The 20,726-nt window shown below is 71.4% G+C and carries 18 protein-coding genes; 7 read left to right on the forward strand and 11 right to left on the reverse strand.

Annotated elements, in window-relative coordinates:
• Positions 1 to 5 precede the first annotated feature (5 nt).
• The gene (locus FIP57_RS08615; RefSeq protein WP_148573135.1) at positions 6 to 983 is read right to left on the reverse strand and encodes an alpha-ketoacid dehydrogenase subunit beta; all 978 of its coding nucleotides are present in this window, start codon (positions 981 to 983) and stop codon (positions 6 to 8) included.
• Positions 980 to 2,164: a pyruvate dehydrogenase (acetyl-transferring) E1 component subunit alpha gene (gene pdhA, locus FIP57_RS08620; protein WP_148573136.1), complete on the reverse strand. Its 1,185-nt coding sequence runs from the start codon at positions 2,162 to 2,164 to the stop codon at positions 980 to 982. Before pdhA ends, FIP57_RS08615 begins: the two co-directional genes overlap by 4 nt.
• A 280-nt stretch (positions 2,165 to 2,444) precedes the next feature.
• On the opposite strand from pdhA, the gene FIP57_RS08625 reads away from it, so the two are divergent.
• A complete protein-coding gene (locus tag FIP57_RS08625) occupies positions 2,445 to 3,410 on the forward strand; it encodes an EamA family transporter (RefSeq protein WP_148573137.1) in 966 nt (321 codons plus the stop codon).
• 3 nt (positions 3,411 to 3,413) lie between these two features.
• On the opposite strand, the gene hisC is transcribed toward FIP57_RS08625, so the two are convergent.
• Together hisC and FIP57_RS08635 are read right to left on the reverse strand one after the other, a co-directional pair.
• Positions 3,414 to 4,490 carry a histidinol-phosphate transaminase gene (gene hisC, locus FIP57_RS08630; protein WP_148573138.1) on the reverse strand — a complete coding sequence of 359 codons (1,077 nt, stop codon included), beginning with the start codon at positions 4,488 to 4,490 and terminating at the stop codon, positions 3,414 to 3,416.
• Positions 4,491 to 4,545: 55 nt separating this feature from the next.
• Positions 4,546 to 5,505: an EamA family transporter gene (locus FIP57_RS08635; protein ID WP_162529729.1), complete on the reverse strand. Its 960-nt coding sequence runs from the start codon at positions 5,503 to 5,505 to the stop codon at positions 4,546 to 4,548.
• 62 nt (positions 5,506 to 5,567) lie between these two features.
• On the opposite strand from FIP57_RS08635, the gene FIP57_RS08640 reads away from it, so the two are divergent.
• From FIP57_RS08640 to FIP57_RS08660, 5 genes are read left to right on the forward strand one after another with little or no spacing between them, the layout of a single operon-like run.
• Positions 5,568 to 5,939, forward strand: coding sequence for a phage holin family protein (locus FIP57_RS08640; RefSeq protein ID WP_148573140.1), 372 nt, complete (start codon positions 5,568 to 5,570; stop codon positions 5,937 to 5,939).
• Positions 5,932 to 6,450, forward strand: a complete 519-nt coding sequence (locus tag FIP57_RS08645; protein WP_148573141.1) for a low molecular weight protein-tyrosine-phosphatase — start codon at positions 5,932 to 5,934, stop codon at positions 6,448 to 6,450. Before FIP57_RS08640 ends, FIP57_RS08645 begins: the two co-directional genes overlap by 8 nt.
• A 49-nt stretch (positions 6,451 to 6,499) precedes the next feature.
• On the forward strand, positions 6,500 to 7,207 hold the full coding sequence (locus FIP57_RS08650) for a response regulator transcription factor (RefSeq protein WP_148573142.1): 708 nt from the start codon (positions 6,500 to 6,502) through the stop codon (positions 7,205 to 7,207).
• Positions 7,207 to 8,613, forward strand: coding sequence for a sensor histidine kinase (locus tag FIP57_RS08655; protein WP_148573143.1), 1,407 nt, complete (start codon positions 7,207 to 7,209; stop codon positions 8,611 to 8,613). Before FIP57_RS08650 ends, FIP57_RS08655 begins: the two co-directional genes overlap by 1 nt.
• A 44-nt stretch (positions 8,614 to 8,657) precedes the next feature.
• The gene (locus FIP57_RS08660) at positions 8,658 to 9,920 is read left to right on the forward strand and encodes a S1C family serine protease (protein ID WP_148573144.1); all 1,263 of its coding nucleotides are present in this window, start codon (positions 8,658 to 8,660) and stop codon (positions 9,918 to 9,920) included.
• A 3-nt stretch (positions 9,921 to 9,923) separates the two neighbouring features.
• Here the strand turns inward: FIP57_RS08660 and FIP57_RS08665 are convergent, their stop codons facing one another.
• From FIP57_RS08665 to FIP57_RS08680, 4 genes are all read right to left on the reverse strand, one after another.
• Positions 9,924 to 11,216, reverse strand: coding sequence for an anthranilate synthase component I family protein (locus FIP57_RS08665; protein WP_203231137.1), 1,293 nt, complete (start codon positions 11,214 to 11,216; stop codon positions 9,924 to 9,926).
• Entirely contained in the window at positions 11,213 to 11,779 is a 567-nt protein-coding gene (locus tag FIP57_RS08670; protein ID WP_148573145.1) for an anthranilate synthase component II, read from the reverse strand. Before FIP57_RS08670 ends, FIP57_RS08665 begins: the two co-directional genes overlap by 4 nt.
• Positions 11,776 to 13,689 carry an anthranilate synthase family protein gene (locus tag FIP57_RS08675; RefSeq protein WP_148573146.1) on the reverse strand — a complete coding sequence of 638 codons (1,914 nt, stop codon included), beginning with the start codon at positions 13,687 to 13,689 and terminating at the stop codon, positions 11,776 to 11,778. Before FIP57_RS08675 ends, FIP57_RS08670 begins: the two co-directional genes overlap by 4 nt.
• Positions 13,690 to 14,082: 393 nt before the next feature.
• Positions 14,083 to 16,314 (reverse strand): HelD family protein, encoded by a 2,232-nt coding sequence (locus tag FIP57_RS08680; protein ID WP_338039899.1) that lies wholly within the window; start codon positions 16,312 to 16,314, stop codon positions 14,083 to 14,085.
• A 69-nt stretch (positions 16,315 to 16,383) separates the two neighbouring features.
• Here FIP57_RS08680 and FIP57_RS08685 point away from each other — a divergent pair, with 69 nt between their 5' ends.
• On the forward strand, positions 16,384 to 17,178 hold the full coding sequence (locus tag FIP57_RS08685; RefSeq protein ID WP_203231138.1) for an aldo/keto reductase: 795 nt from the start codon (positions 16,384 to 16,386) through the stop codon (positions 17,176 to 17,178).
• Between the two features lie 203 nt (positions 17,179 to 17,381).
• On the opposite strand, the gene FIP57_RS08690 is transcribed toward FIP57_RS08685, so the two are convergent.
• Genes FIP57_RS08690 through FIP57_RS08700 form a run of 3 tightly spaced genes read right to left on the reverse strand, consistent with a single transcriptional unit; the run spans position 17,382 to position 20,721 of the window.
• Complete coding sequence (locus FIP57_RS08690) at positions 17,382 to 18,791, reverse strand: amidase (RefSeq protein ID WP_203231139.1); 1,410 nt, start codon at positions 18,789 to 18,791, stop codon at positions 17,382 to 17,384.
• Positions 18,788 to 19,852, reverse strand: a complete 1,065-nt coding sequence (locus FIP57_RS08695) for a branched-chain amino acid ABC transporter permease (RefSeq protein ID WP_148573147.1) — start codon at positions 19,850 to 19,852, stop codon at positions 18,788 to 18,790. Before FIP57_RS08695 ends, FIP57_RS08690 begins: the two co-directional genes overlap by 4 nt.
• The gene (locus tag FIP57_RS08700) at positions 19,849 to 20,721 is read right to left on the reverse strand and encodes a branched-chain amino acid ABC transporter permease (protein WP_148573148.1); all 873 of its coding nucleotides are present in this window, start codon (positions 20,719 to 20,721) and stop codon (positions 19,849 to 19,851) included. The genes FIP57_RS08695 and FIP57_RS08700 overlap by 4 nt, the downstream gene beginning before the upstream one ends.
• Positions 20,722 to 20,726: the final 5 nt, after the last annotated feature.

Here is a 20,726-nt window from a genome sequence, read left to right on the forward strand (position 1 = left end):
CCTCCTCAGTAGGCCAGCGTGCGGTCGACGGCGTCCAGCACCCGGTCGAGGTCGGGGAGCCACTCCTCCTCGACCCGCGCCGGCGGGTAGGGGGTGTCGAACCCGCCGACCCGGAGCACAGGCGCCTGGAGCGAGTAGAAGCACCGCTCGGTCACCCGGGCCGCGAGCTCCGCGCCGAGCCCGAGGTTCACGTGCGCCTCGTGGACGACGACGGCGCGGCCGGTGCGGCTCACCGAGTCGTAGACCGGCGCCATGTCGAGCGGGGACAGGGTGCGGAGGTCGATCACCTCGAGCTCCTTGCCCTCCTCAGCCGCCGCGGTCGCCGCCGCGTAGCAGACCTTCACCGTCGGCCCGTAGGCGAGCAGGGTGGCGTGCTCGCCGGCCCGCACCACCCGGGAGACGTGCAGCGGGTCAGGGACGGCGTCCTCGTCGACCTCCGCCTTGTCGGCGTGGTACTGCCGCTTCGGCTCGAGGAAGACCACCGGGTCGTCCGAGGCGACGGCCTGCTGGATCATCCAGTAGCCGTCGACCGGGTTCGAGCAGGCGACGACCTTGAGCCCCGGCGTGTGCGCGAACTGCGCCTCGGGCGACTCGCTGTGGTGCTCGACCGCGCCGATGCCGCCGCCGAACGGGATCCGGATGACCATCGGCATCGGGATCTTGCCGCCGGAGCGGAAGTGCAGCTTCGCCACCTGCGACACGATCTGGTCGTACGCCGGGTAGACGAACCCGTCGAACTGGATCTCGACGACCGGCCGGTAGCCCCGCATCGCGAGCCCGACCGCGGTCCCGACGATCCCCGACTCGGCGAGCGGGGAGTCGATCACCCGCTCCTCGCCGAAGTCCTTCTGAAGCCCGTCGGTGATCCGGAAGACGCCGCCCAGCTTGCCGACGTCCTCCCCCATCACCAGCACCTTGGGGTCGTCCTCCATCGCCCGGCGCAGCCCGGCGTTGAGCGCCTTCGCCAGCGTCATCGTGGTCATCGGGCTGCCTCCGGCTCGAAGGTGTCGAGGTACGCCGCGTAGCCGGCCTTCTGCTCGGCGAGCTCCTCGGTCTGCTCGGCGTACACCTGGTCGAAGACGTCGAGGACGTGCGGGTCGGGGAGCGCGTGGCACCCCTCGCGGAGCCGACGGCCGAGCGCCTCGGCCTCCTCGTCGACCTCCGCGAGGAACGCCTGGTCGACGAGGCCGTTGCGGGTCAGGTAGGCCTTGACCCGCTCGATCGGGTCCTTCAGCTTCCACTGCTCGAGCTCGTCGGAGAGCCGGTAGCGGGTCGGGTCGTCGGTCGTGGTGTGCGCGCCCATCCGGTAGGTGTAGGCCTCCACGAACGTCGGCCCCTGGCCGTCGCGGGCCCGCTGCAGCGCCGCCTCCATCACCGCGTGGGTGGCGAGGACGTCGTTGCCGTCGACGCGGACGCCGGGGAAGCCGAACCCCTTGGCCCGCTGGTAGAGCGGGATCCGGGTCTGCCGCTCGATCGGCTCGGAGATCGCCCACTGGTTGTTCTGGCAGAAGAACACCACCGGGGCGTTGTACGACGCCGCGAACACGAACGCCTCGTTGACGTCCCCCTGGCTGCTGGCGCCGTCGCCGAAGTGGGCCACCACCGCGGTGTCCCGCTCCGGGTCGCCGGTGCCGACGTGGCCGTCGCGCTGGACGCCCATCGCGTAGCCGACCGCGTGCAGCGTCTGGGCGCCGATCACGATCGTGTAGAGCCCGAAGTTGTTCGCCTTGGGGTCCCAGGCGCCCTGGTCGACGCCGCGGAAGAGGCCGAGCAGCTCGACGGGGTCGACCCCGCGGCACCAGGCGACGCCGTGCTCGCGGTAGGTCGGGAAGACGAAGTCCTGCGGGCGGAGCGCGCGTCCCGCCCCGATCTGGGCGGCCTCCTGGCCCAACAGCTGCGCCCACAGCCCGAGCTCGCCGTGGCGCTGGAGGGCGGTGGCCTCGACGTCGAGGCGGCGGACCAGGGCCATGTCGCGGTAGAAGCCGCGGATCCGCTCGGCCTCCTCCTCGGCGCTCAGACCGGCGCCGAAGGTGAAGCGTGCGTGGTCGACGCGCTCGCCCTCGGGGGTGAGGAGCTGGACCAGCTCAGGGCCGGCCTCGTGGAGGTCGGTGGTCGGATCGGTGGTCAGGGCACCGGTGTCGGCGCCGTCGACAGCACTGCTCATGGCACTCCTCGGGTGGTCGGCGCGGGGTCTCCGCGACCGGCTTGCTGGAGCCACCGCCCCGCGGCGTGGGTGTGCGCCGGCGCATCGGTGTGACCGGTGCCACAGCGCCCGGTCAAGGCACACGGTACCGGCTCCGGAACCCCTCCTGCAGCCGGGGTGACGGCCCGGATGGCGGTCGATCGACGGACGCCGACGGGAACTCGCGCGACGCCGGAGGCAGGCCGCGGATAGCGTGGCGGGTCGGTCGAAGGACGACGGACACCGCAGCGGAAGGAACCTGATGACGGACCCCCGGACGACCCGCTCCTCTGCGCCGTGGGTGGCGGTCGCGGTCGCGCTCGGGATCGTCTACGTCGTGTGGGGCTCCACCTACCTCGGGATCCGGATCGTCACCGAGGACGCCGACCCGCTGACCGCGATGGGGACCCGCTACATCGCCGCCGGCCTCCTGCTCGGGGCGATCGTGGCCGCCCGCCGCGGGTTCCGGTGGCTCCGGGTGACCCGGCACCAGCTGCTCGGCTGCGCGTTCCTCGGGCTGATGCTGCCGCTGCTCGGCAACGGCGTCGTCGCGGTCGGCGAGTCGAAGGGCGCGACGTCGGGGACGGCGGCGCTGCTGATCGCGGTCGCGCCGCTGGCGATCGTGGTGTTCCGGCTGCTCGAGCGCGACGTGCCCCGGCTGCAGACGCTGCTCGGCGTGCTCAGCGGCTTCGCCGGGCTCACGGTGCTGGTGCTGCTCGGCAGCGACGACCCGCACGGCTCGCCGCTCGGCCCGTCGCTGATCGTGGTCTTCGCCGGCACCTGCTGGGCGCTCGGCTCCTACCTCCAGCCGCGGGTGTGGCTCCCGGACGACGCGTTCGTCGTGACCGTGTGGGAGATGCTCCTCGGCGGCGTGATGGCCACGGTGGCCGGGCTGCTCGCCGGCGAGACGATCCGGGTCGACCACGACCTGCGCACCTGGACGGCGTGGGGATACCTCGTCGTCTTCGGGTCCGTGGTGGCGTTCTCGGCGTACGTCTGGCTGCTGGCGCACGCACCGATCTCGCTGGTGGCGACCTACGCCTACATCAACCCCGTGGTCGCGGTGGTCCTCGGCTTCCTGGTGCTCGACGAGCGGATCACCACGGCGACCGTGGTGGGCGGCGGGATCGTGGTCGCCTCGGTGGCGATCGTGATCACCTCCGAACGGAGGCGCGCGGAGGAGGTCGTCCCGGACACCGGCGCCGAACGGGCGGTCGCCGAACGCTGACCGTCAGGCCTTGGGCTCGAACTCGGCGGCGACCCGCAGGAACCGGTCGTTGGCGGGAACCTCGCCGATCGTGATGCGCACGCCGTCCTCGCCGTAGGGCCGCACGACGAGCCCCTGGGCCTCGGCCGCCCCGGCGAACCGCGCGGTGTCGGCGCCGAGCGGCAGCCAGACGAAGTTGCCCTGCGGCTCGGGGGAGCTCCACCCCTGCTCGAGCAGCCCGGCGTGCACCCGGTCGCGCTCGGCGACGAGGGCGGCGACCCGCCCCTCCATCGCGGCCTGGTGGCGCAGCGCCTCGGCAGCGGCCGCCTGGGCCACGCCGGAGACCCCGAACGGCAGCGCGCAGGCCCGCACCGCACCGGCCACGACGTCCGAGCCGACGAGGTAGCCGACCCGCAGCCCGGCGAGCCCGTAGGCCTTGGCGAAGGTCCGCATCACCGCGACGTTCCCGTGCTGCCGCAGCAGGGCGAGGGCGTCCAGCCGGTCCTCGCCGCGGACGAACTCGCCGTACGCCTCGTCCAGCACGACCACGACGTCGGACGGCACCCGGGCCAGGAACGCCTCGACCTCGCCGTGGCGCAGCGCCGGGCCGGTCGGGTTGTTGGGGGTGCAGAGCAGCACGACCTTCGTGCGCTCGCCGACCTGGGCGGCCATCGCGTCGAGGTCGTGGCGGCCGTCCGCGGTGAGCGGGACCTGCACCGCCGTGGCGCCGCAGACCGCGGTCGCGATCGGGTAGGCCTCGAACGACCGCCAGGCGTAGACGACCTCGTCGCCGGGGTCGCAGAACGCCTGCACCAGGTGGTAGAGCAGCGCGACCGAGCCGGTCGCCACCGCCAGCTCCTCCGTGCGTACGCCGAGGTGGTCGGCGAGCGCGGCATAGAGCGCCGTGGACCCCATGTCGGGGTAGCGGTTCATCGTCTGCGCCGCCGCCTGCACCGCCTCGAGCACCTCGGGCACCGGCGGGAAGGGGTTCTCGTTGGAGGACAGCTTGTAGCTCTCCAGCCCCTCCACCGGCGTCGGCGGCCGCCCTGCGACGTAGGCCGGGACGGCGGCGAGCGCGGCACGAGGGCGGGGGGCGTTCACGTCCGTAGGCTACGGCTCCCCGCGGCGGCTCCCCGGGGGTGTCCTGAGGAGCGGGCTACGGCGCAGCCAGGTGCGGCGGCTCCTGCGGGTGCGGGGCGCGGCCGCTCTGCGCCGCGATGATCCCGAGCAGCACCAGCAGGCAGCCGACGGTCGCGACGGTGCCGAGGTCCTCGCGGAACCAGAGCCACCCGAGCAGCGCCACCCCGACGGGCTCGAGCATCGCGACCATCGTGACCGTCGACGCGGAGAGGTGGCGCAGCGCGACGACCTCGACGGCGAACGGCACCAGCGTGCCGAGCACCACGACCCAGCCGACCGCGAGGACGCCCGGGACGGTGACGTCGGCGAGCCGGCCGAGCAGCGACACGTCGACGTCGAGGACGCCCTCGGGGAAGTGCCAGATCGGCGAGGCGACGTTCATCGCGACCGCGGCGATCCCGAAGGACCAGAGGACGACGCGGAGCGGCTCGAGGTTGGCGACGCCGTGCTCGCCGACGAGGAAGTACGTCGCGAAGCAGACCGCGGCCCCGAGGCCGGCGAGCAGCCCGAGCCCGTCCCAGGCCAGCTCGCCCTGGAGGATCCCGGTGGCCAGCGCCAGCCCGAACATCGCGGTCCCGAGCCCCAGCCAGGCCCGTCGCCGCACGGTCTCGCCCTGCACGAACCGCGCCCACAACGCGACGAGCAGCGGCGCCTGGTACTCCAGCAGCAGCGCCAGCCCGACCGGCAGCCGGTCGATCGCCACGAAGTACGTCCACTGCAGCGCCGCGACGCCGACCACGCCGTGCAGCAGGAGGAGCAGCGCCATCCGCCCGGTCGGCGGCCGCAGCGCCGTACGCCGGAAGAGCAGCGCGACGAGCAGGAGCACGAGAGCGGTCCCGGTGATGCGCGTCGTGGTCAGCTCGTCGGGCGAGACCCCCGAGCGGAGGACGACGCGCGACACCCCGGCGTTGACGATGAAGAGCAGGGCTCCGAGGCTCACGAGGGCGAAGCCCAGACCGGGGCGGCGGTGGGTCACCGGCACATCCTGCCGACCGGTCGGGGAGCACCCGTCGCCGCCCCCGTGCCAGGATCGTGGGCGTGAGCTTCCTGGTCCGTCTCGTCGTCAACGCCCTCGCCCTCGCGGCCGCCGCGTGGCTGTTCGACGGCATCGAGGTGGGCGGGGCCGACACCAGCGACCGCGTCGTGACGCTGCTCGTGGTGGCGCTGATCTTCGGCCTCGTCAACGCGTTCGTCGCGCCGGTGGTCAAGCTGGTCTCGCTGCCGTTCATCATCCTGACGCTGGGGCTGCTGCTGCTCGTCATCAACGCCCTGATGCTGCTGCTGACCAGCCGCCTGGCGGAGGCGTTCGAGCTCGACTTCACCGTCGACGGGTTCTGGTCGGCCGTGCTCGGCTCGATCGTGATCTCGATCGTCGGCGCGGTGCTCAACGGGGTGCTGCAGGATGACTGACCTCCCGCCGCCGAGGAACCCGGGGAGCTACTCGATCGCGGTGGTCTGCCTCGGCAACATCTGCCGCTCGCCGATGGCGCACGTCGTGCTCTCGGCCGCCATCGCGGACGCCGGGCTCGACGACCGGGTCGAGGTGGTCAGCGCCGGCACCGGCGACTGGCACGTCGGCGGGCCGATGGACCGGCGGGCCGCCGCGGTCCTCACCAGCCACGGGTACGACGCCACCCGCCACCGGGCCCAGCAGTTCCAGCCGTCCTGGCACGACGAGCACGACCTGGTCCTGGCGATGGACGCGCAGAACCACGCCGACCTGCGCGAGCTCGCCACCGACCTGGCCGGCACCGAGGAGCGGCTGCGGCTCTTCCGCGACTTCGACCCGCTCGCGGACGACGGCGACCGCGACGTCCCGGACCCGTACTACGGCGGCGACGAGGGATTCGACCACGTGATGTCGATCGTCCGGCGCACCTCGGACGCGCTGGTCGACCGGCTCGCCCGCGTCGTGAACTGACCCCGAGTCGCTCAGCGCCGTTTCAGGGTCCGGTGGCACCCTGGACCCCGTGACCGACACCAGCCGTCCCCGGGTCTTCGTCGTCGACGACGACCGGGCGGTGCGGGAGTCGCTGCGCAGGTCGCTGGAGTTCAACGGCTACGAGGTCGCGCTCGCCTCCGACGGGGCCGAGGCCCTGGCCGCGATCGGGCAGGTGAACCCCGACGCGGTCGTGATGGACGTGATGATGCCGCGGCTCGACGGCATCGAGGCGACCCGGGCGCTCCGCGCCGCCGGCAACGACCTGCCGATCCTCGTCCTCACCGCCCGCGACTCGGTGGGCGACCGGGTCGAGGGGCTGGACGCGGGGGCCGACGACTACCTCACCAAGCCGTTCGCCCTCGAGGAGCTGCTGGCCCGGCTGCGCGCGCTGCTGCGGCGCAGCGCCCCGGCGAGCGGCGGCGACGACCTCGACGCCGAGCAGCTCTCGTTCTCGGACCTGACGCTCAACCCCGTCACCCGTGAGGTACGCCGGGGTGGCCGGCTGATCGACCTGACCCGCACCGAGTTCGCGCTGCTGGAGATGTTCCTGCGCCGTCCGCGGCGGGTGCTCGACCGGTCGTTCATCCTCGAGGAGGTCTGGGGCTACGACTTCCCGACGACCGCGAACAGCCTCGAGGTCTACGTGGGGTACCTGCGCCGCAAGACCGAGGCCGAGGGCGAGCCGCGGCTGATCCACACGGTGCGCGGCGTGGGCTACGTGCTCAGGGAAGGCTGATGCGGTTCCGCGGGAGCCTCGCCGCCCGGGTCGCGCTGCTGACGACGCTGGCCGTGGGGTTCTTCGTGGCCTCGGTCGCGGCTGCGGCGTACGTCACCGTGCGGCACCAGCTCGTCGCGTCGCTCGACGCGTCGCTGTACGAGCGGGCCGCGACCCTGGCCGACGTCGACGTCGACATCCTCAGCGACGGCGGGACGGCGGCGTGGCTGCTCGGCGCGGCCGACATCCACTACGCGGTGCTCTCCGCCGACCGGGGGCGGGTGATCGCGCAGGACGGCCGCGGTGACGACCGCATCGAGCTGGGCCGGGCCGAGCTCGACGTGGCCCGCGGGATGCTCGACCGGTCGGCGCGGACCGCGACGTCGTCGGGCGACCGCTACCGCGTCGTCGCAGTGCCGGGGCCGGTCGACGGGACCGCGATGATCCTCGCGCAGTCGCTGGAGCCGACGCAGGACGCCCTGAAGCAGCTCGGGTTCCTGCTCGCCCTCGCCGGGCTGGCGGGCGTCGTCGCGGCGGCGTTCGCGGGGTGGGCGGTCGCCCAGCAGGGGTTGCGGCCGGTACGCCGGCTCAGCAACGCCGTCGAGGAGATCGCCCGGACCCAGAAGCTCGACCCGATCCCCGTCGAGGGCACCGACGACGAGGTCGCCACGCTGGCGATGACGTTCAACCGGATGCTGGCGGCGCTGTCGGCGAGCCAGGAGCGGCAGCGGCGGCTGGTCGCGGACGCCGGCCACGAGCTCCGCACGCCGCTCACGTCGCTGCGGACCAACCTCGACCTGCTGATCCAGGCCGACGCGCGCGGCGGGCTCTCCGAGGCTGCGCGAGCGGAGCTGATGGGCGACGTGCTGTTCCAGATCGACGAGCTCACGACGTTGATCGGCGACCTCACCGAGCTGGCGCGCGACGAGCCGATCCCCTCGCAGCTCGAGCCGGTCGACGTGGCCGACGTCGTCGAGCACGCCTTGGCGCGGGTACGCCGCCGGGCCGGTGGGCTGCAGCTCGACGTGCACGTCGAGCCGTGGCGGGTGACCGGCGAGGCGGCCGCCCTGGAGCGCGCGGTGACCAACCTGCTCGACAACGCGGTGAAGTGGAGCCCGCCCGGCGGGACGGTCACCGTGCGGCTCGAGCGCGGCGTGCTCTACGTCGCCGACCAGGGGCCCGGCATCGCCGAGGAGGACCTGCCGCACGTCTTCGAGCGGTTCTACCGCTCCCGCGAGTCGCGGACGATGCCCGGCTCGGGGCTGGGGCTCTCGATCGTGCGCGCGATCACCGAGCGGCACGGCGGCATGGTGCGCGCGGGTGCGGCCGAGGGCGGCGGGGCGGCGTTCTGGCTGTGGCTGCCGCCGCTGGAGGAGGCCGCCACGGAGCCCGTCACGGACACCGCAGGATCGGAAGCCAAGTCCTAGGCCCCTCTCAGTTCGGTTTCAGATCCGTTGGGCACCGTGGAGCCATGAGCGAGTTCACCCACCGTTACGGCGACCACGAGAACACCGCCGTGCTCCCGCCCCTCGGCCCCCCGCCCGGTCAGGAGCCGCCTCGCAAGGGGCGCGGCGGCCGCGGCGCGGGCATCCTCGCCGGCGCCCTCGTCCTCGGGCTGCTCGGTGGCGTCGGCGGCGCGGCGGGCTACGCGGCGCTCGACGACGACCCCGCGACCTCTTCGTCCCCGAGCACCCGCACGGTCAGCCCGGTCCGCAGCGGCGGTGACGACTCCCCCGCTCCCGACGGCTCCCCCGAGGCGGTCGCCGCGCAGGTGCTCCCGTCGGTCGTGAAGATCACCGTCGTCGGTGGCTCGTCGGGCGTCCCCCAGCTCGGCGGCGAGGAGCAGCAGGGCGGATCCGGGTCGGGCGTGATCATCAGCTCCGACGGCGAGATCCTCACCAACTACCACGTCGTCGAGGTGGGCGGCGACGAGCCGCGGATCACCGTCAGCTTCAACGACGGCTCCAGCGCCTCCGCGTCCGTGGTGGGCACCGACCCGCTCACCGACCTCGCCGTCATCAAGGCCGACGACGTCAGCGGCCTGACGCCGGCGGCCATCGGCGACTCCGACTCCCTCGACGTGGGCGAGGACGTCGTCGCGATCGGCTCGCCGTTCGGCCTCCAGGCGACGGTCACCAGCGGCATCGTCAGCTCGCTGAACCGCCCGGTCACCGTCACCGGCGACTCCGGCGACACGACGTACCCCGCGATCCAGACCGACGCGGCGATCAACCCCGGCAACTCCGGCGGCCCGCTGGTCAACCTCGCCGGCGAGGTCGTCGGCATCAACTCCTCGATCCGCACCGCCAGCTCCGGGCTCGGCGGCGAGGGCGGCTCGATCGGGCTCGGCTTCTCGATCCCGATCAGCAAGGTGCTGCCGATCGTCGAGCAGCTCCGCGCCGGCGAGACGCCCACCCACGCGCGGCTCGGGGTCGAGGTGTCCAACTCCGGCACCGAGCCGGGCTCCGCGACCGGCGCCGCGGTCGAGCGGGTCGAGGAGGGGTCGGCCGCCGACGAGGCCGGGCTCCGCGAGGGCGACGTCGTCACCCGCGTCGACGACGACGTCATCTCCGACTCGGAGTCGCTCGTCGCGACCATCCGCGGCCACCGCCCGGACGACGAGGTCACGCTCACGGTCGTGCGCGGCGACGAGACCATCGAGCTGCAGGCCACCCTCGACAGCGACGAGGGGCAGCAGGACCAGGGCACCGGCCCCGGCTCCGAGGACGACTGACGCTCACCCCTGGAGGGCCGCCCGCAAACGGGCGGCCTTCCACTGCGTCTCGGCCCACTCCTCGTCGAGGTCGGAGCGGACGGTGATCCCGCCCCCGGTCCCCCACTCGTAGCGCCACTCCCCACCGTCCGGCGTCGCCACCAGCGTCCGGATGATGACGCCGAGATCGGCCCGCCCGTCGGCGGTGATCCAGCCGAAAGCGCCGGAGTAGACGCCCCGCGGCGTGCTCTCCACCGCGTCGATGATCTCCATCGTCCGCCGCTTCGGCGCGCCGGTCATCGAGCCGGCCGGGAACAGCGCCCGCAGCGCCTCCACGGTCGACACGTCGTCGCGCAGCCGCCCTCGCACGGTCGACACGAGCTGGTGCACCGACGCGTAGGACTCCACCGTCATCAGCGACGGCACCGCCACCGTGCCGGGCTCGCAGACCATCGACAGGTCGTTGCGGAGCAGGTCGACGATCATCAGGTTCTCGGCCAGGAACTTGCGGTCCGACCCCAGCCGCTCCCTCTCGCGCGCGTCCTCCGCAGCAGTCGCGCCACGCGGTGTGGTGCCCTTGATCGGCCGCGCCTCGAGCACCCGGTCGGCGTCGATCCGGGCGTAGCGCTCCGGGCTCGAGCCGACGAGGTGCACGCTGCCCGCGGCGGTCGGGTGGCGCAGGTACCCGGCGTAGGGCGCGGGGTTGAGCTCGCTGAGCCGGAGGTACGCCGTGACCGGGTCGGTGCTCGTGCGGAGCTGCTCCCGGTAGGTCAGGTTGACCTCGTAGGAGTTGCCCCTCCGGAGCTGGCGCTGGACCTCCACGAACGCCTCCGCGTACTCCTCGGTCACCTTGGTGTTGAGCCGCCCCTCGTGGCGCGCGTTTGGTCGTTGAGCCGCCCCTCGTGGCGCGGTTTCGCGCCACGAGGGGCGGCTCGACACCACCTGAGGCGAGCGGAGCCGCATCCAGACCGCGTCGGGTACGCCGCTCGCCGGGTCGGCGGGCCGTCCGGGCAGGTCGGTCCGGCAGCCGTAGCCGACGTAGCCGACCCACCACACCTCCGGGTCCCCGGCGTCCCGGGCCAGTTCCTCCTCGAGGACGGCGAAGACGTCGTGGCCGACCGGCACCGCCGTGCCGCCCTGGTGCCTCAGCACCTCGCCGCGACCAGCGTCGAAGGTGAGCGACACGTCGTCGTCGGCGAGCACGCCCAGCAGGGACGACCCCCCGGACCAGGGCGTCGGCGGCGCCCCGGTCCGCGCAGAGGTCCCCGGCAGCCAGAAGACCCGTGGTGCGCCGGCCGCGTCCGCGAGCGCGTTCACCGGGGCTCCAGGAAGTTCGCCACCAGCCGCTCCCCGTGCTCGCTCAGCACCGACTCGGGGTGGAACTGCACGCCGGCCAGCGGGAGCGTCCGGTGCTCCACCCCCATGACGACACCGTCCTCGGACGTCGCGGTCACCCGCAGCTCCGGCGGCACCTCGACGGCGGCCAGCGAGTGGTAGCGCACCACCCGCACCGGGGACGGGATCCCCGAGAAGAGGCCGGCCCCGTCGTGCGTCACGGTCGCCACCTCGCCGTGCGCCGGCTCGACCGCGACCACGCGTCCGCCGTACGTCGAGACGAGCCCCTGCATCCCGAGGCAGACGCCGAGGACCGGGGTGGCCGCCCGGAGCAGCACCTCCCGGCCGACGCCGAAGTCGGCGGGGTCGTCGGGGGTGCCCGGGCCGGGTGAGAGCACGACGTGGGTGAAGGGCGCGAGCTGCTCGACGATGACCTGGTCGTGCTCCACGACGGTCGGGAGGACGCCGGTCACCGAGGCGACGAGGTGGACGAGGTTCCAGGTGTAGGAGTCGTAGTGGTCCACCACGACGACATTGGTTGTCAAGGTGACAAGAGGTCCAGGATCATGCCGCGGAGCAGCTCGAAGCCGTTCTCGGTCAGGATCGACTCGGCGTGGAACTGCACCCCGCGGAAGTGCGGACCGGCCACCATGTGCACGTCACCGCTGGCGGGGTCGGTCGCGACGGCGACCCCCTCGGGCAGCGACGGACCCGGACGGCCGACGAAGGTGTTGTAGAAGCCGACGACCTCCTCACCGCGGCCGCGGACCAGTGGGGCGAGCTCCACCCGCGACTGCGTGCCCTGGAAGACGATGTCCTTGTAGGCAAGGGGGATCCCGAGCCGGTCGCAGAGCACCTGGTGGCCGAGGCACACGCTGAGGAACGGCCGCTCGGACGCCAGCAGCCGCTCGGTGGCGGCTCGGAAGGTCGCGATCTTCGGGCTCGTGCCGTCGCGCGGGTCACCGGGACCGGGGCCGACGATCACCAGGTCGTAGCCGTCGAGCGCGCCCTCGACGTACTCGTCGTGCTGCACCACCGTCGAGCTCATCCCGAGCACGTCGAGGACGTGGCGGAGCATGTTGACGAAGTCGTCCTCGCCCTCGAGGATCGCCGCCGTCCGCCCCTTGAGCTCCGGCGTCGGCGGGGCCCCGCCCTGGTCGGTGAGCCAGAACTTCGAGAGCCGCTGGTTGCGCGAGGCCAGGGCGATCAGCACGTCCTCGTCGCGGGCGAGCTCCGCGACACCTTCGGCCGGCGCGGACGGGGCGTCGCCGAGCCCGAAGGCCTGGAGGATGCCGCCGGCTTTCGCCCAGGTCTCGGCGACCTCGTAGTCGGGGTCGGAGTCGCGGACCAGCGTCGCGCCGGCGGTGACCTTGAGCTCGCCGGCCGGGCTGACGTCGGCGGTGCGGATGACGATCGGGCTGTCGGCGGTCGGTGCGCCCTGGGCGTCGCGGCCCAGCAGGGCGAGGGCGGCGCCGTAGTAGCCGCGCCCCTCGACCTCGTACCTCTTGATCAGCTTGCAGGCGTTCTCCACCGGCGCGCCGGTCACCGTGGCGGCGAACATTGTGTCGCGGAGGACCGCGCGGACGTCGCGGGAGGTGCGGCCGGCGAGGACGTACTCGGTGTGCACGAGGTGCGTCATCGGCTTGAGGAACGGCCCGAGCACCTGGCCGCCCTCGTTGCAGATGTCGCACATCATCTTGAGCTCCTCGTCGACGACCATGAAGAGCTCGTAGATCTCCTTCTCGTCGGCGAGGAACTCCAGCAGCCGCTGCTTGCGCTCGTGCTCGGGGACCCCACGCAGCCGGAAGGTGCCGCTGATCGGGTTCATCCGCACGTCGCCGCCGTGGACGGAGACGTGCCGCTCGGGGCTGGCGCCGACGAGGTAGCGGTCCCCGGTGAAGAAGCAGTAGGTCCAGTAGGCGCCGCGCTCGCGTTCCAGCAGCCGGCGCAGCACGGTGAGCGCCTTGGCGGCGTCCCAGTCGGCGACCTTCGCGCGGTAGTGGCGGCCGACGACGAGGTTCGCCCCTTCACCGTTGCCGATCTCGTCGTCGATGATCCGGCGCACCACGTCGGCGTACTCGGCGTCGGTGGTCTCGAAGCCGCCGCGGTCCTCGAACTCGACCGGCTCGTCCGGGAGCGCCTCGAGCAGGTCGGCGAGCGGCACCTCGGTCTCGGTGTCGATCTCCACGACGGTCAACGGCGCGCCGTCGTCGTGCGCCTCGAACCCGCGCTCGGTGACCTGGCGGAACGGGACGGCGAGGAGCCGGTCGAACCGGCGACCGGGCTCGGGAGCCCCCTCCTCCAGCGGTACGTCGAGCAGCGACTCGACCTCGGTGCGGCGGCCGCCGACGAGCGTCACCGTCGCGGAGTCCCGGAGCCGGATGACCGCCCAGGCCTCGTGCCCCTGCAGCGCGTCGAGGGCGGCGCGGGGGTCGGGCGAGGGGCGGCTCTCCATGACGGGCAACGCTACCGCTCCCGAACGGTCCATCCGGCGGGTTCCTGAGGGGCGGAAAGCAGGTGGCCCGGCGACACGCGCGGGCGACCGTTCAGCCAGCGTGTCGGGACCTACGTCCTCGGGACCAGGTGGGGACCTTGGGGTCGAGGGTAAACGGACATTCTGCCCTTCGCGTTGCCGGCGAAGTGGGTCAGGATGAACCCCGTGAAGGGGAGGAGTCGGGGGGCTCCGAGCCAGGCGCCCGGGGGGTGCGCCGATTCCAGGTGAGGGGGCAGGGGGTCCCGAGCCGGGATCACGGGGGACGTTCAGAAACGGGGATACCGCGACTGGGGCAGGGCCTTGGGGGCCCGGCCCCGTCGTGGTTTTTTCGGCCTTTCGTTCCTGACTCGCCGGTCAGCGGGCGCTGACGGTGACCAGCCGCTGGGTGGCGCGGGTGAGCACGACGTAGAGCGTCGCTCGCCCGGTCGCCGACTCCTCCTCGATCGCCTGCGGGTCGACCACGACGATGCCGTCGAACTCGAGCCCCTTGGTGTCGAGCCCGGTCAGCACCGGCAGCCGCGCCTCGTCGCCACCCGTGCGCGCCTCCGCGACCTCGGGCCACCCCTCGGTCCAGCGGGCGACCTCCTCGCGCATGGCGACGGGCACGACGATGCCGACGGTGCCGTCGAGCTCGTCGAGCAGCTCGCCGACGGCCTTGCGGACACCGGCTTCGAGGTCGTCCACGACCAGCTCGGCAGGGGCGACGCCGGTCCGGCGTACGGCATCGGGGAGGTCGACGTCGAGGCCGACGCGGGCGGCGTACTCCGCGGCGTGCTGGTAGATCTCCGCGCTGTTGCGGTAGTTCGTGCCCAGGTGGAATGTGTGTCGTGGTCGGCGTGTCCACGACCATTGGTTGCGTCGGCCTGACCGCTCACCTTCGCCAGCGCCCCCGAAGAGCGCCTCCTCGCGGGCCGCCGCGGCCTCCTCGGGGAACGGCCAGGACGACTGGGCGGGGTCGCCGACGACGGTCCAGGTGGCGGTGGGGCCGCGCCGGCCGACCATCCGCCACTGCATCGGGGAGAGGTCCTGCGCCTCGTCGACGAGCACGTGGGCGTAGGTGTCGTCCTCGGTGCGGTTCGCGGTGCGCGGGCCGGAGAACTCGCGGTCGGTGATCGTGGTGAGCTCCGGCATGTTCGCGTCGACGAGGTGGGCGAGCGGGTCGCGCTCCTCGTCGGGGTCGTTGCGCTCCGGCGGGTCGCCGAGCTGGTAGCGGAGCTCGTCGAGCAGCGGCACGTCCTCGACCGACCAGTCGTCGTGCCAGGCGTCGGGGCGGCTCAGCACCCGCACGTCGTCCGGCGACAGGACGCCTTCGGCGACGCGGCCGAGGAGCTCGGGGTCGCGGAGCCAGCGGAGCACCTCGGTGGCGTCGAGCGCCGGCCACCACTCGCGCACGAAGAGCAGGAACTTGTCGTCGGAGAGCATCGTGTCGACGAAGTCCTCGCGGCCGCGCTCGAGCGCCCGCTCGCCGCGCACCTGGCGCCACAGGGCGTCGACGAGCGCGGTGGCGACACGGTCGACCTGGCGGTTGCGCTTGCCCTGCGACAGCAGGCTGCGGCGGACCCGGGCGAGGTCGCGGCCGGAGAGGACGAGCGAGTCGTCGCGGTAGAACGTGCGGAACTCCCGCGGGGCGCCGGGCACCGCCTGCCGCGCCGTACGCCGGAGCAGCTCGGCCATCCGCCGCGAACCCTTCACGGCAGCGACGTCGGGGGCGTCGTGACGGGTGCCGCGGATCCCGTCGACGACCTCGCCGAGCGAGCGGAGCGCCACCGCGGTCTCGCCGAGCGAGGGCAGGACCCGCTCGATGTAGCGCATGAAGACGCCGGAGGGGCCGACGACGAGCACGCCGCCGCGCTCGTACCTCGCCCGGTCGGTGTAGAGCAGGAAGGCCGCGCGGTGCAGCGCGACCACGGTCTTGCCGGTGCCTGGGCCGCCGGAGATCTCCACGACGCCCTTGGCGGGCGCGCGGATCGCCTTGTCCTGCTCGGCCTGGATGGTGGCGACGATCGAGTGCATCGACCGGTCGCGGGCGCGGGAGAGCTGGGCGAGCAGGGCGCCCTCGCCGACGATCGGCAGGTCGTCGCCGGCCTCGGCGTCGAGCAGGTCGTCCTCGATGCCGACGACGCGCCGGCCGGAGCACCGGAGCACCCGACGGCGTACGACGCCCTGCGGCTCGGCGGGGGTGGCCTGGTAGAACACCGCGGCGGCCGGGGCGCGCCAGTCGATCAGCAGCGAGTCACGGTTCTCGTCGCGGAGCCCGATGCGGCCGATGTAGCGGGGGGCCTCGGTGGGGTCCTTGAGGTCGATGCGGCCGAAGACCAGCCCCTCGTGGGCGGCGTTGAGCGTGGCGATGCGCTTGGCGGCCTGGAAGACCATGGCGTCGCGCTCGACCAGCCCGCCCTCGTGGCCGAGCCGGGCGCGGCCGTGCCCCTCCTTCGCCAACGCCTCGGCAGCCCGGGTCGACGACTCGAGCTGGCGGTAGACGACGTCGACGAACTCCTGCTCCGCGGCGACCTCGCGCTGCGCCAGCTCTTCGGCGGTCATCTGGTCGGTCAACGGACGGCCGATCCCCTCGTCGTGGTCCCGCACCCTCCCGCGGGAACCGAGCGTCCAACTCTACCGACCTCTCGTTGGGTCCACGCGGTTAGGTTCGGATGCATGACGGACCTCCACCTCCCCGACGACGTCGCCACCTTCGCCAGCGGTGCGCAGATGCCGCTGCTCGGCTTCGGCACCTGGCAGATCACCGGCGACGACGCCACCCGGTCGACCGCTGCCGCCCTGTCGGCCGGCTACCGGCACATCGACACCGCGCACGTCTACGGCAACGAGGGCGAGATCGGCCAGGCCCTTCGCTCGGCGGGAGTGCCGCGGGAGGAGCTGTTCCTCACGACCAAGTGCCCGCCGCACAAGGCGGAGTCCTGCCTCGCGGTGCTGGAGGAGAGCCTCTCGCTCCTGGGGGTCGACCACGTCGACCTGTGGCTGATCCACTGGCCCGCCGACTCAGCCGGGGCCGACGTCGAGATGTGGCGCCGGTTCGTCGAGGCCCGGGACTCGGGGCTGACCCGGGACATCGGGGTCTCGAACTTCCCGATCTCGCTCGTGGACGAGGTGACCGCTGCGACCGGCGAGAAGCCGTCGGTGAACCAGGTGGAGTGGAGCCCGCTGCTGTTCGACTCGTCCGTTTTATCCGAGCATCGCTCGCGGGACATCGTGCTGGAGGGGTACAGCGCGCTCCGGGGCGGGACCCTGGACCACCCGGTGATCGGCGAGATCGCTTCCTCGCACGGCCGGACCCCGGCGCAGGTGATCATCCGGTGGCACCTCCAGCACGGGGTGGTCGTCATCCCGAAGTCGACGAAGGAGGAGCGGATCCGGTCCAACGCGGACGTGGCGGACTTCAGCCTGAGCGATGCAGAAATGGCCGCCATCGACGCGCTGGGGCGCGCTTGAGCGCCCTAACGCAACATTGGGCGAGGCGTGCCCGCGGCGGAGAACGCGTCAGCGGGACCTGCCGACCACTCCGCGGCACGAAGGTGGTGAGCGAGCGGCCCTCATGGCGTACACCGGCCGACCCGGGTACGACGAAGGTCGAGTCGGCCTGCTGCCACTAGCTCGACCGGCGCCTAGTATAAGGATCCGAGATCCTCTCGAGCTCAACTAGCGACGCTGGCCAGGGAACCCGTCAGGTCGAGTTCGCGCTCCAAGACGGCAGCAGCACCGATCACCCGCTCGTCTTCGCCGGGCCGCCCCACGACCTGGATACCGACGGGCAGGCCATCATGCGTGAAGCCGCAGGGAATCGAAACGATCGGGCAACCGGTCACCGTGAGCGACGACGTCATGAACATCCAGTCGATGTAGGTCTGGCACTCGCGTCCTGCTACTGACGTCGGGAATTCTAGGTCGACCGGGAACGGCGGAACCGCGACTGTCGGACATAGAAGGATGTCGATCTCGTCGAACATACGAAGCATGTACTCGTACACCCGTGTCCGCCCAGTCTCAGCCGCGAGGTAGTCGTCGGCGGTGAGGTTGAACCCCTGCTCGACGTTTTTGACGATCGCGGGAAGAATGTGGTCAGCGTGTCGACGCACCGTGTCGCCATGCACGACTGAGAGCAGTTGCGCGCGCAGCGTGTCAAAGACGTCGAGCGCGAGGCGGAAGTCGACATCTTCCTCCGTCACCTGAATACCGACGTCAGCCAGGCGACCTGCTGCTGATCGACAGATGCTGGCGACTTCGGGGTCGACCGGCGCGATCCCGAGGTCACTACTGAATCCAACCCGTGTCGGCGGCAGCAGCCGGCTCAGCCGGTCTGTGACCGCGTCGCTCGGAGCTGGCCACGACAGCGGGTCGGCGACGCTACGCCCTACCTGGGCGCCGAACATCAGGGCAACGTCGGTGACGTTGCGCGCCATGGGTCCTTCGACCAACAACGCGTCGTACCGCGGCCACGCGTCGCCGCGAGCGATCCGACCCGGCGACGGACGCATGCCGACGACACCACAGAAGCTGGCCGGGATTCGGAGGCTCCCACCGAGGTCGGAACCCATGGCAAGCCAGCTCGTACGACTCGCGAGAGACGCCGCGGCACCACCAGAGGAACCGCCGGCCGTGCGGTCAAGGCACCAGGGATTGCGAGTGGCACCGTAGACCGCGTTGAAGGTGTTGGCGCCAGCGAACTCTGGCACGTTCGTTTTCCCGAGCGGGATGCCGCCGTTCGAGATGATCCGAGACACGGGAACGTCTGTGCTCGTGGCTGTCCTGTCCCTGTACAGCGTCGACCCATAGGTCGTGGGAAGACCCTCGATGTCGTTGTACTCCTTGGCGACGAACGGCAGCCCGGCGAGATATGTCGGATCATCGCGCCTCTCCGCTACGAACCGGAACTCCTTCGCGATACTGCGTGCCCGTTCGAAGTCGCGCACGGGAACAGCATTGATTTCGGCGTCCGCGTCTTGAATCCGCGAGATCGCGGCCTCCGTCACCTCGAGGGGAGACACCTTCTGGCTCTTCAGAAGAGCGACGACCTCTGTCGCCGACAGCTGGTGCAAGTTGGTCACTTCACATCACTTCCTTGAGTTGTTGCCTCTTCGGCGGCGTTGCTTGGCGGCACGGCAGGGCCTGTGGGCGGAGGACGTTCCAGGACGTCGTCCTGCGAGGTGCCGCGCAGGCGCGCGAGCGCGGCAGACACAGCGCCCCAGATGCCGCCTCGGAAAAAGAGGAGGATCAGAACGAAGACGGCCCCCGTAACAGAGCCGGTTGCTTCGATTCCGGAGGTCGCAAGGAAGTCCTCGAGCAGCACGAGCAACGCGGCGCCCACGATCGACCCGAAAAGTGTCGCGGTGCCTCCGAGAACCGCCATAGCGATGCCTTCACCGGAGGTCGTCCAGTAGAGGTCCTGCAGCGTCACCATGCGATGACCGATCGCATAAACACCGCCCGCGATGCCCGCGAGGAAGGCCGAGAGCACGAAGGCGAACACTCGGTAACGCTCCACGGAGAAGCCAAGGGCTCGCACGCGCGCCGGATTTGCCCTCAGCGCCACGAGAACCTGTCCCGTCGGTGAGTTCACGGACCGCCAGGCGACCCAGAAACCGATCGCCACTATAAGGAGCGCTGCGTGATAGTAGACGAAGGGATCCGACCACTCGAGTCCGACGAAGTCTCGGGGAATCCCTTGGAGCCCGTTCTCGCCTCCCGTCAATGAGCTCCACCGATTGGCGATGTAATAGATGAGCTGCGCAAACGCCAGCGTCACCATCGTGAAATAGATGCCATGCGTGCGCACCGCCACCAGCCCGATTGGAACGGCCACCAGCGCCGCTGAGACGGCGCCAACAAGGATAGCGAGGGGGAAGGGAACTCCGAGCTCGATGGCGGCCAAGCCCGTGGCATAGGCGGAGACCCCCCAGAAGGCAGCATGGCCGAAGGACAGCATGCCGGCATATCCGAAGAGGATGTCGATCGACATGGCGAACAGTGCCCAAGCGAGGATGTCTACCGCGATCGGCGGGTACACCAGCCACGGCAACATCAACGCAAGCAACGCGCCTGCCCCCAAGAGGGCCCAACCGGCCGTCTGGTTGCGCCGCGCCGACTGAACGAGTCGGACGGTGATCATCGGGCGGCCTCCTGTCGCCCTAGCAAGCCAGACGGGCGAACCGCGAGAACGACTGCCATGAGTATGAAAGTCGTCGCCCCCGCCGCGGCCGGGACGTACATCTGTGCGAGCTCTTGAAGGAAACCGACGAGATAGGCGGCCAACACCGCTCCGAGAACGGATCCCATCCCGCCGATAATGATTACCGCAAACAAGATGATTACAATGTCGGCTCCCATTGCAGAGTTGACCGACCGCATCGGTGCGGCCATGACACCCGCCAGTGCCGCGAGCGCCACTCCGAACGCGAACACCGGAATCATCCAGACATTCACATTGACGCCGAAGGCCTCGGTGAGTGAAGGGCGCTCGGTCGCAGCGCGCACCACCATCCCTACCTTGGTCTTGTTCAACGCCAGCCAGACCCCACAAGTTAGTGCGATGGAAGCGATCAGGACGACGAACTGATAGGTCGGGTACTCCAGGGGACCGAAATTGATGCGGCCTTCCAAGGCGGCAGGTTTTGCATACGGTTGACCGACCACTCCGTAATTCAGGCGAACCAGGTCCTGGATGATGAGGGCCAACCCGAAGGTCAGCAAGAAGTTGTAGACGGGGTCGAGAGGAACCAAACGTCGAATCAGCGTCCGCTCGACGACAACTCCCCCCGCGGCAATGACGACGGGTACGACAACGAGCGCTGCCCAGAACGGCGTACCGAACATGTCGTACAGGATCACCGCCCCGAAAGCGCCCAACATGTACACCGCTCCGTGGGCGAAGTTCGCGACCCTGAGCATTCCGTAGATCACCGCGAGGCCGATTGCCAGTAAGGCGTAGAACCCGCCCGAAACGAGCCCGTTGAGGGAAGCCTGAAGGAATGTGGTCATCTGCG

The organism is Nocardioides caldifontis (assembly GCF_008087345.1).
Lineage (GTDB): Bacteria > Actinomycetota > Actinomycetes > Propionibacteriales > Nocardioidaceae > Marmoricola_A > Marmoricola_A caldifontis.

Excerpts from the sequence above, each read along its gene's own strand:
- FIP57_RS08615 (WP_148573135.1), bottom strand. The coding sequence starts at position 983 with ATGACCACGATGACGCTGGCGAAGGCGCTCAACGCCGGGCTGCGCCGG.
- pdhA (WP_148573136.1), bottom strand. The coding sequence starts at position 2,164 with ATGAGCAGTGCTGTCGACGGCGCCGACACCGGTGCCCTGACCACCGAT.
- FIP57_RS08625 (WP_148573137.1), top strand. The coding sequence starts at position 2,445 with ATGACGGACCCCCGGACGACCCGCTCCTCTGCGCCGTGGGTGGCGGTC.
- FIP57_RS08645 (WP_148573141.1), top strand. The coding sequence starts at position 5,932 with ATGACTGACCTCCCGCCGCCGAGGAACCCGGGGAGCTACTCGATCGCG.
- FIP57_RS08655 (WP_148573143.1), top strand. The coding sequence starts at position 7,207 with ATGCGGTTCCGCGGGAGCCTCGCCGCCCGGGTCGCGCTGCTGACGACG.
- FIP57_RS08660 (WP_148573144.1), top strand. The coding sequence starts at position 8,658 with ATGAGCGAGTTCACCCACCGTTACGGCGACCACGAGAACACCGCCGTG.
- FIP57_RS08675 (WP_148573146.1), bottom strand. The coding sequence starts at position 13,689 with ATGGAGAGCCGCCCCTCGCCCGACCCCCGCGCCGCCCTCGACGCGCTG.
- FIP57_RS08685 (WP_203231138.1), top strand. The coding sequence starts at position 16,384 with ATGACGGACCTCCACCTCCCCGACGACGTCGCCACCTTCGCCAGCGGT.
- FIP57_RS08695 (WP_148573147.1), bottom strand. The coding sequence starts at position 19,852 with ATGATCACCGTCCGACTCGTTCAGTCGGCGCGGCGCAACCAGACGGCC.
- FIP57_RS08700 (WP_148573148.1), bottom strand. The coding sequence starts at position 20,721 with ATGACCACATTCCTTCAGGCTTCCCTCAACGGGCTCGTTTCGGGCGGG.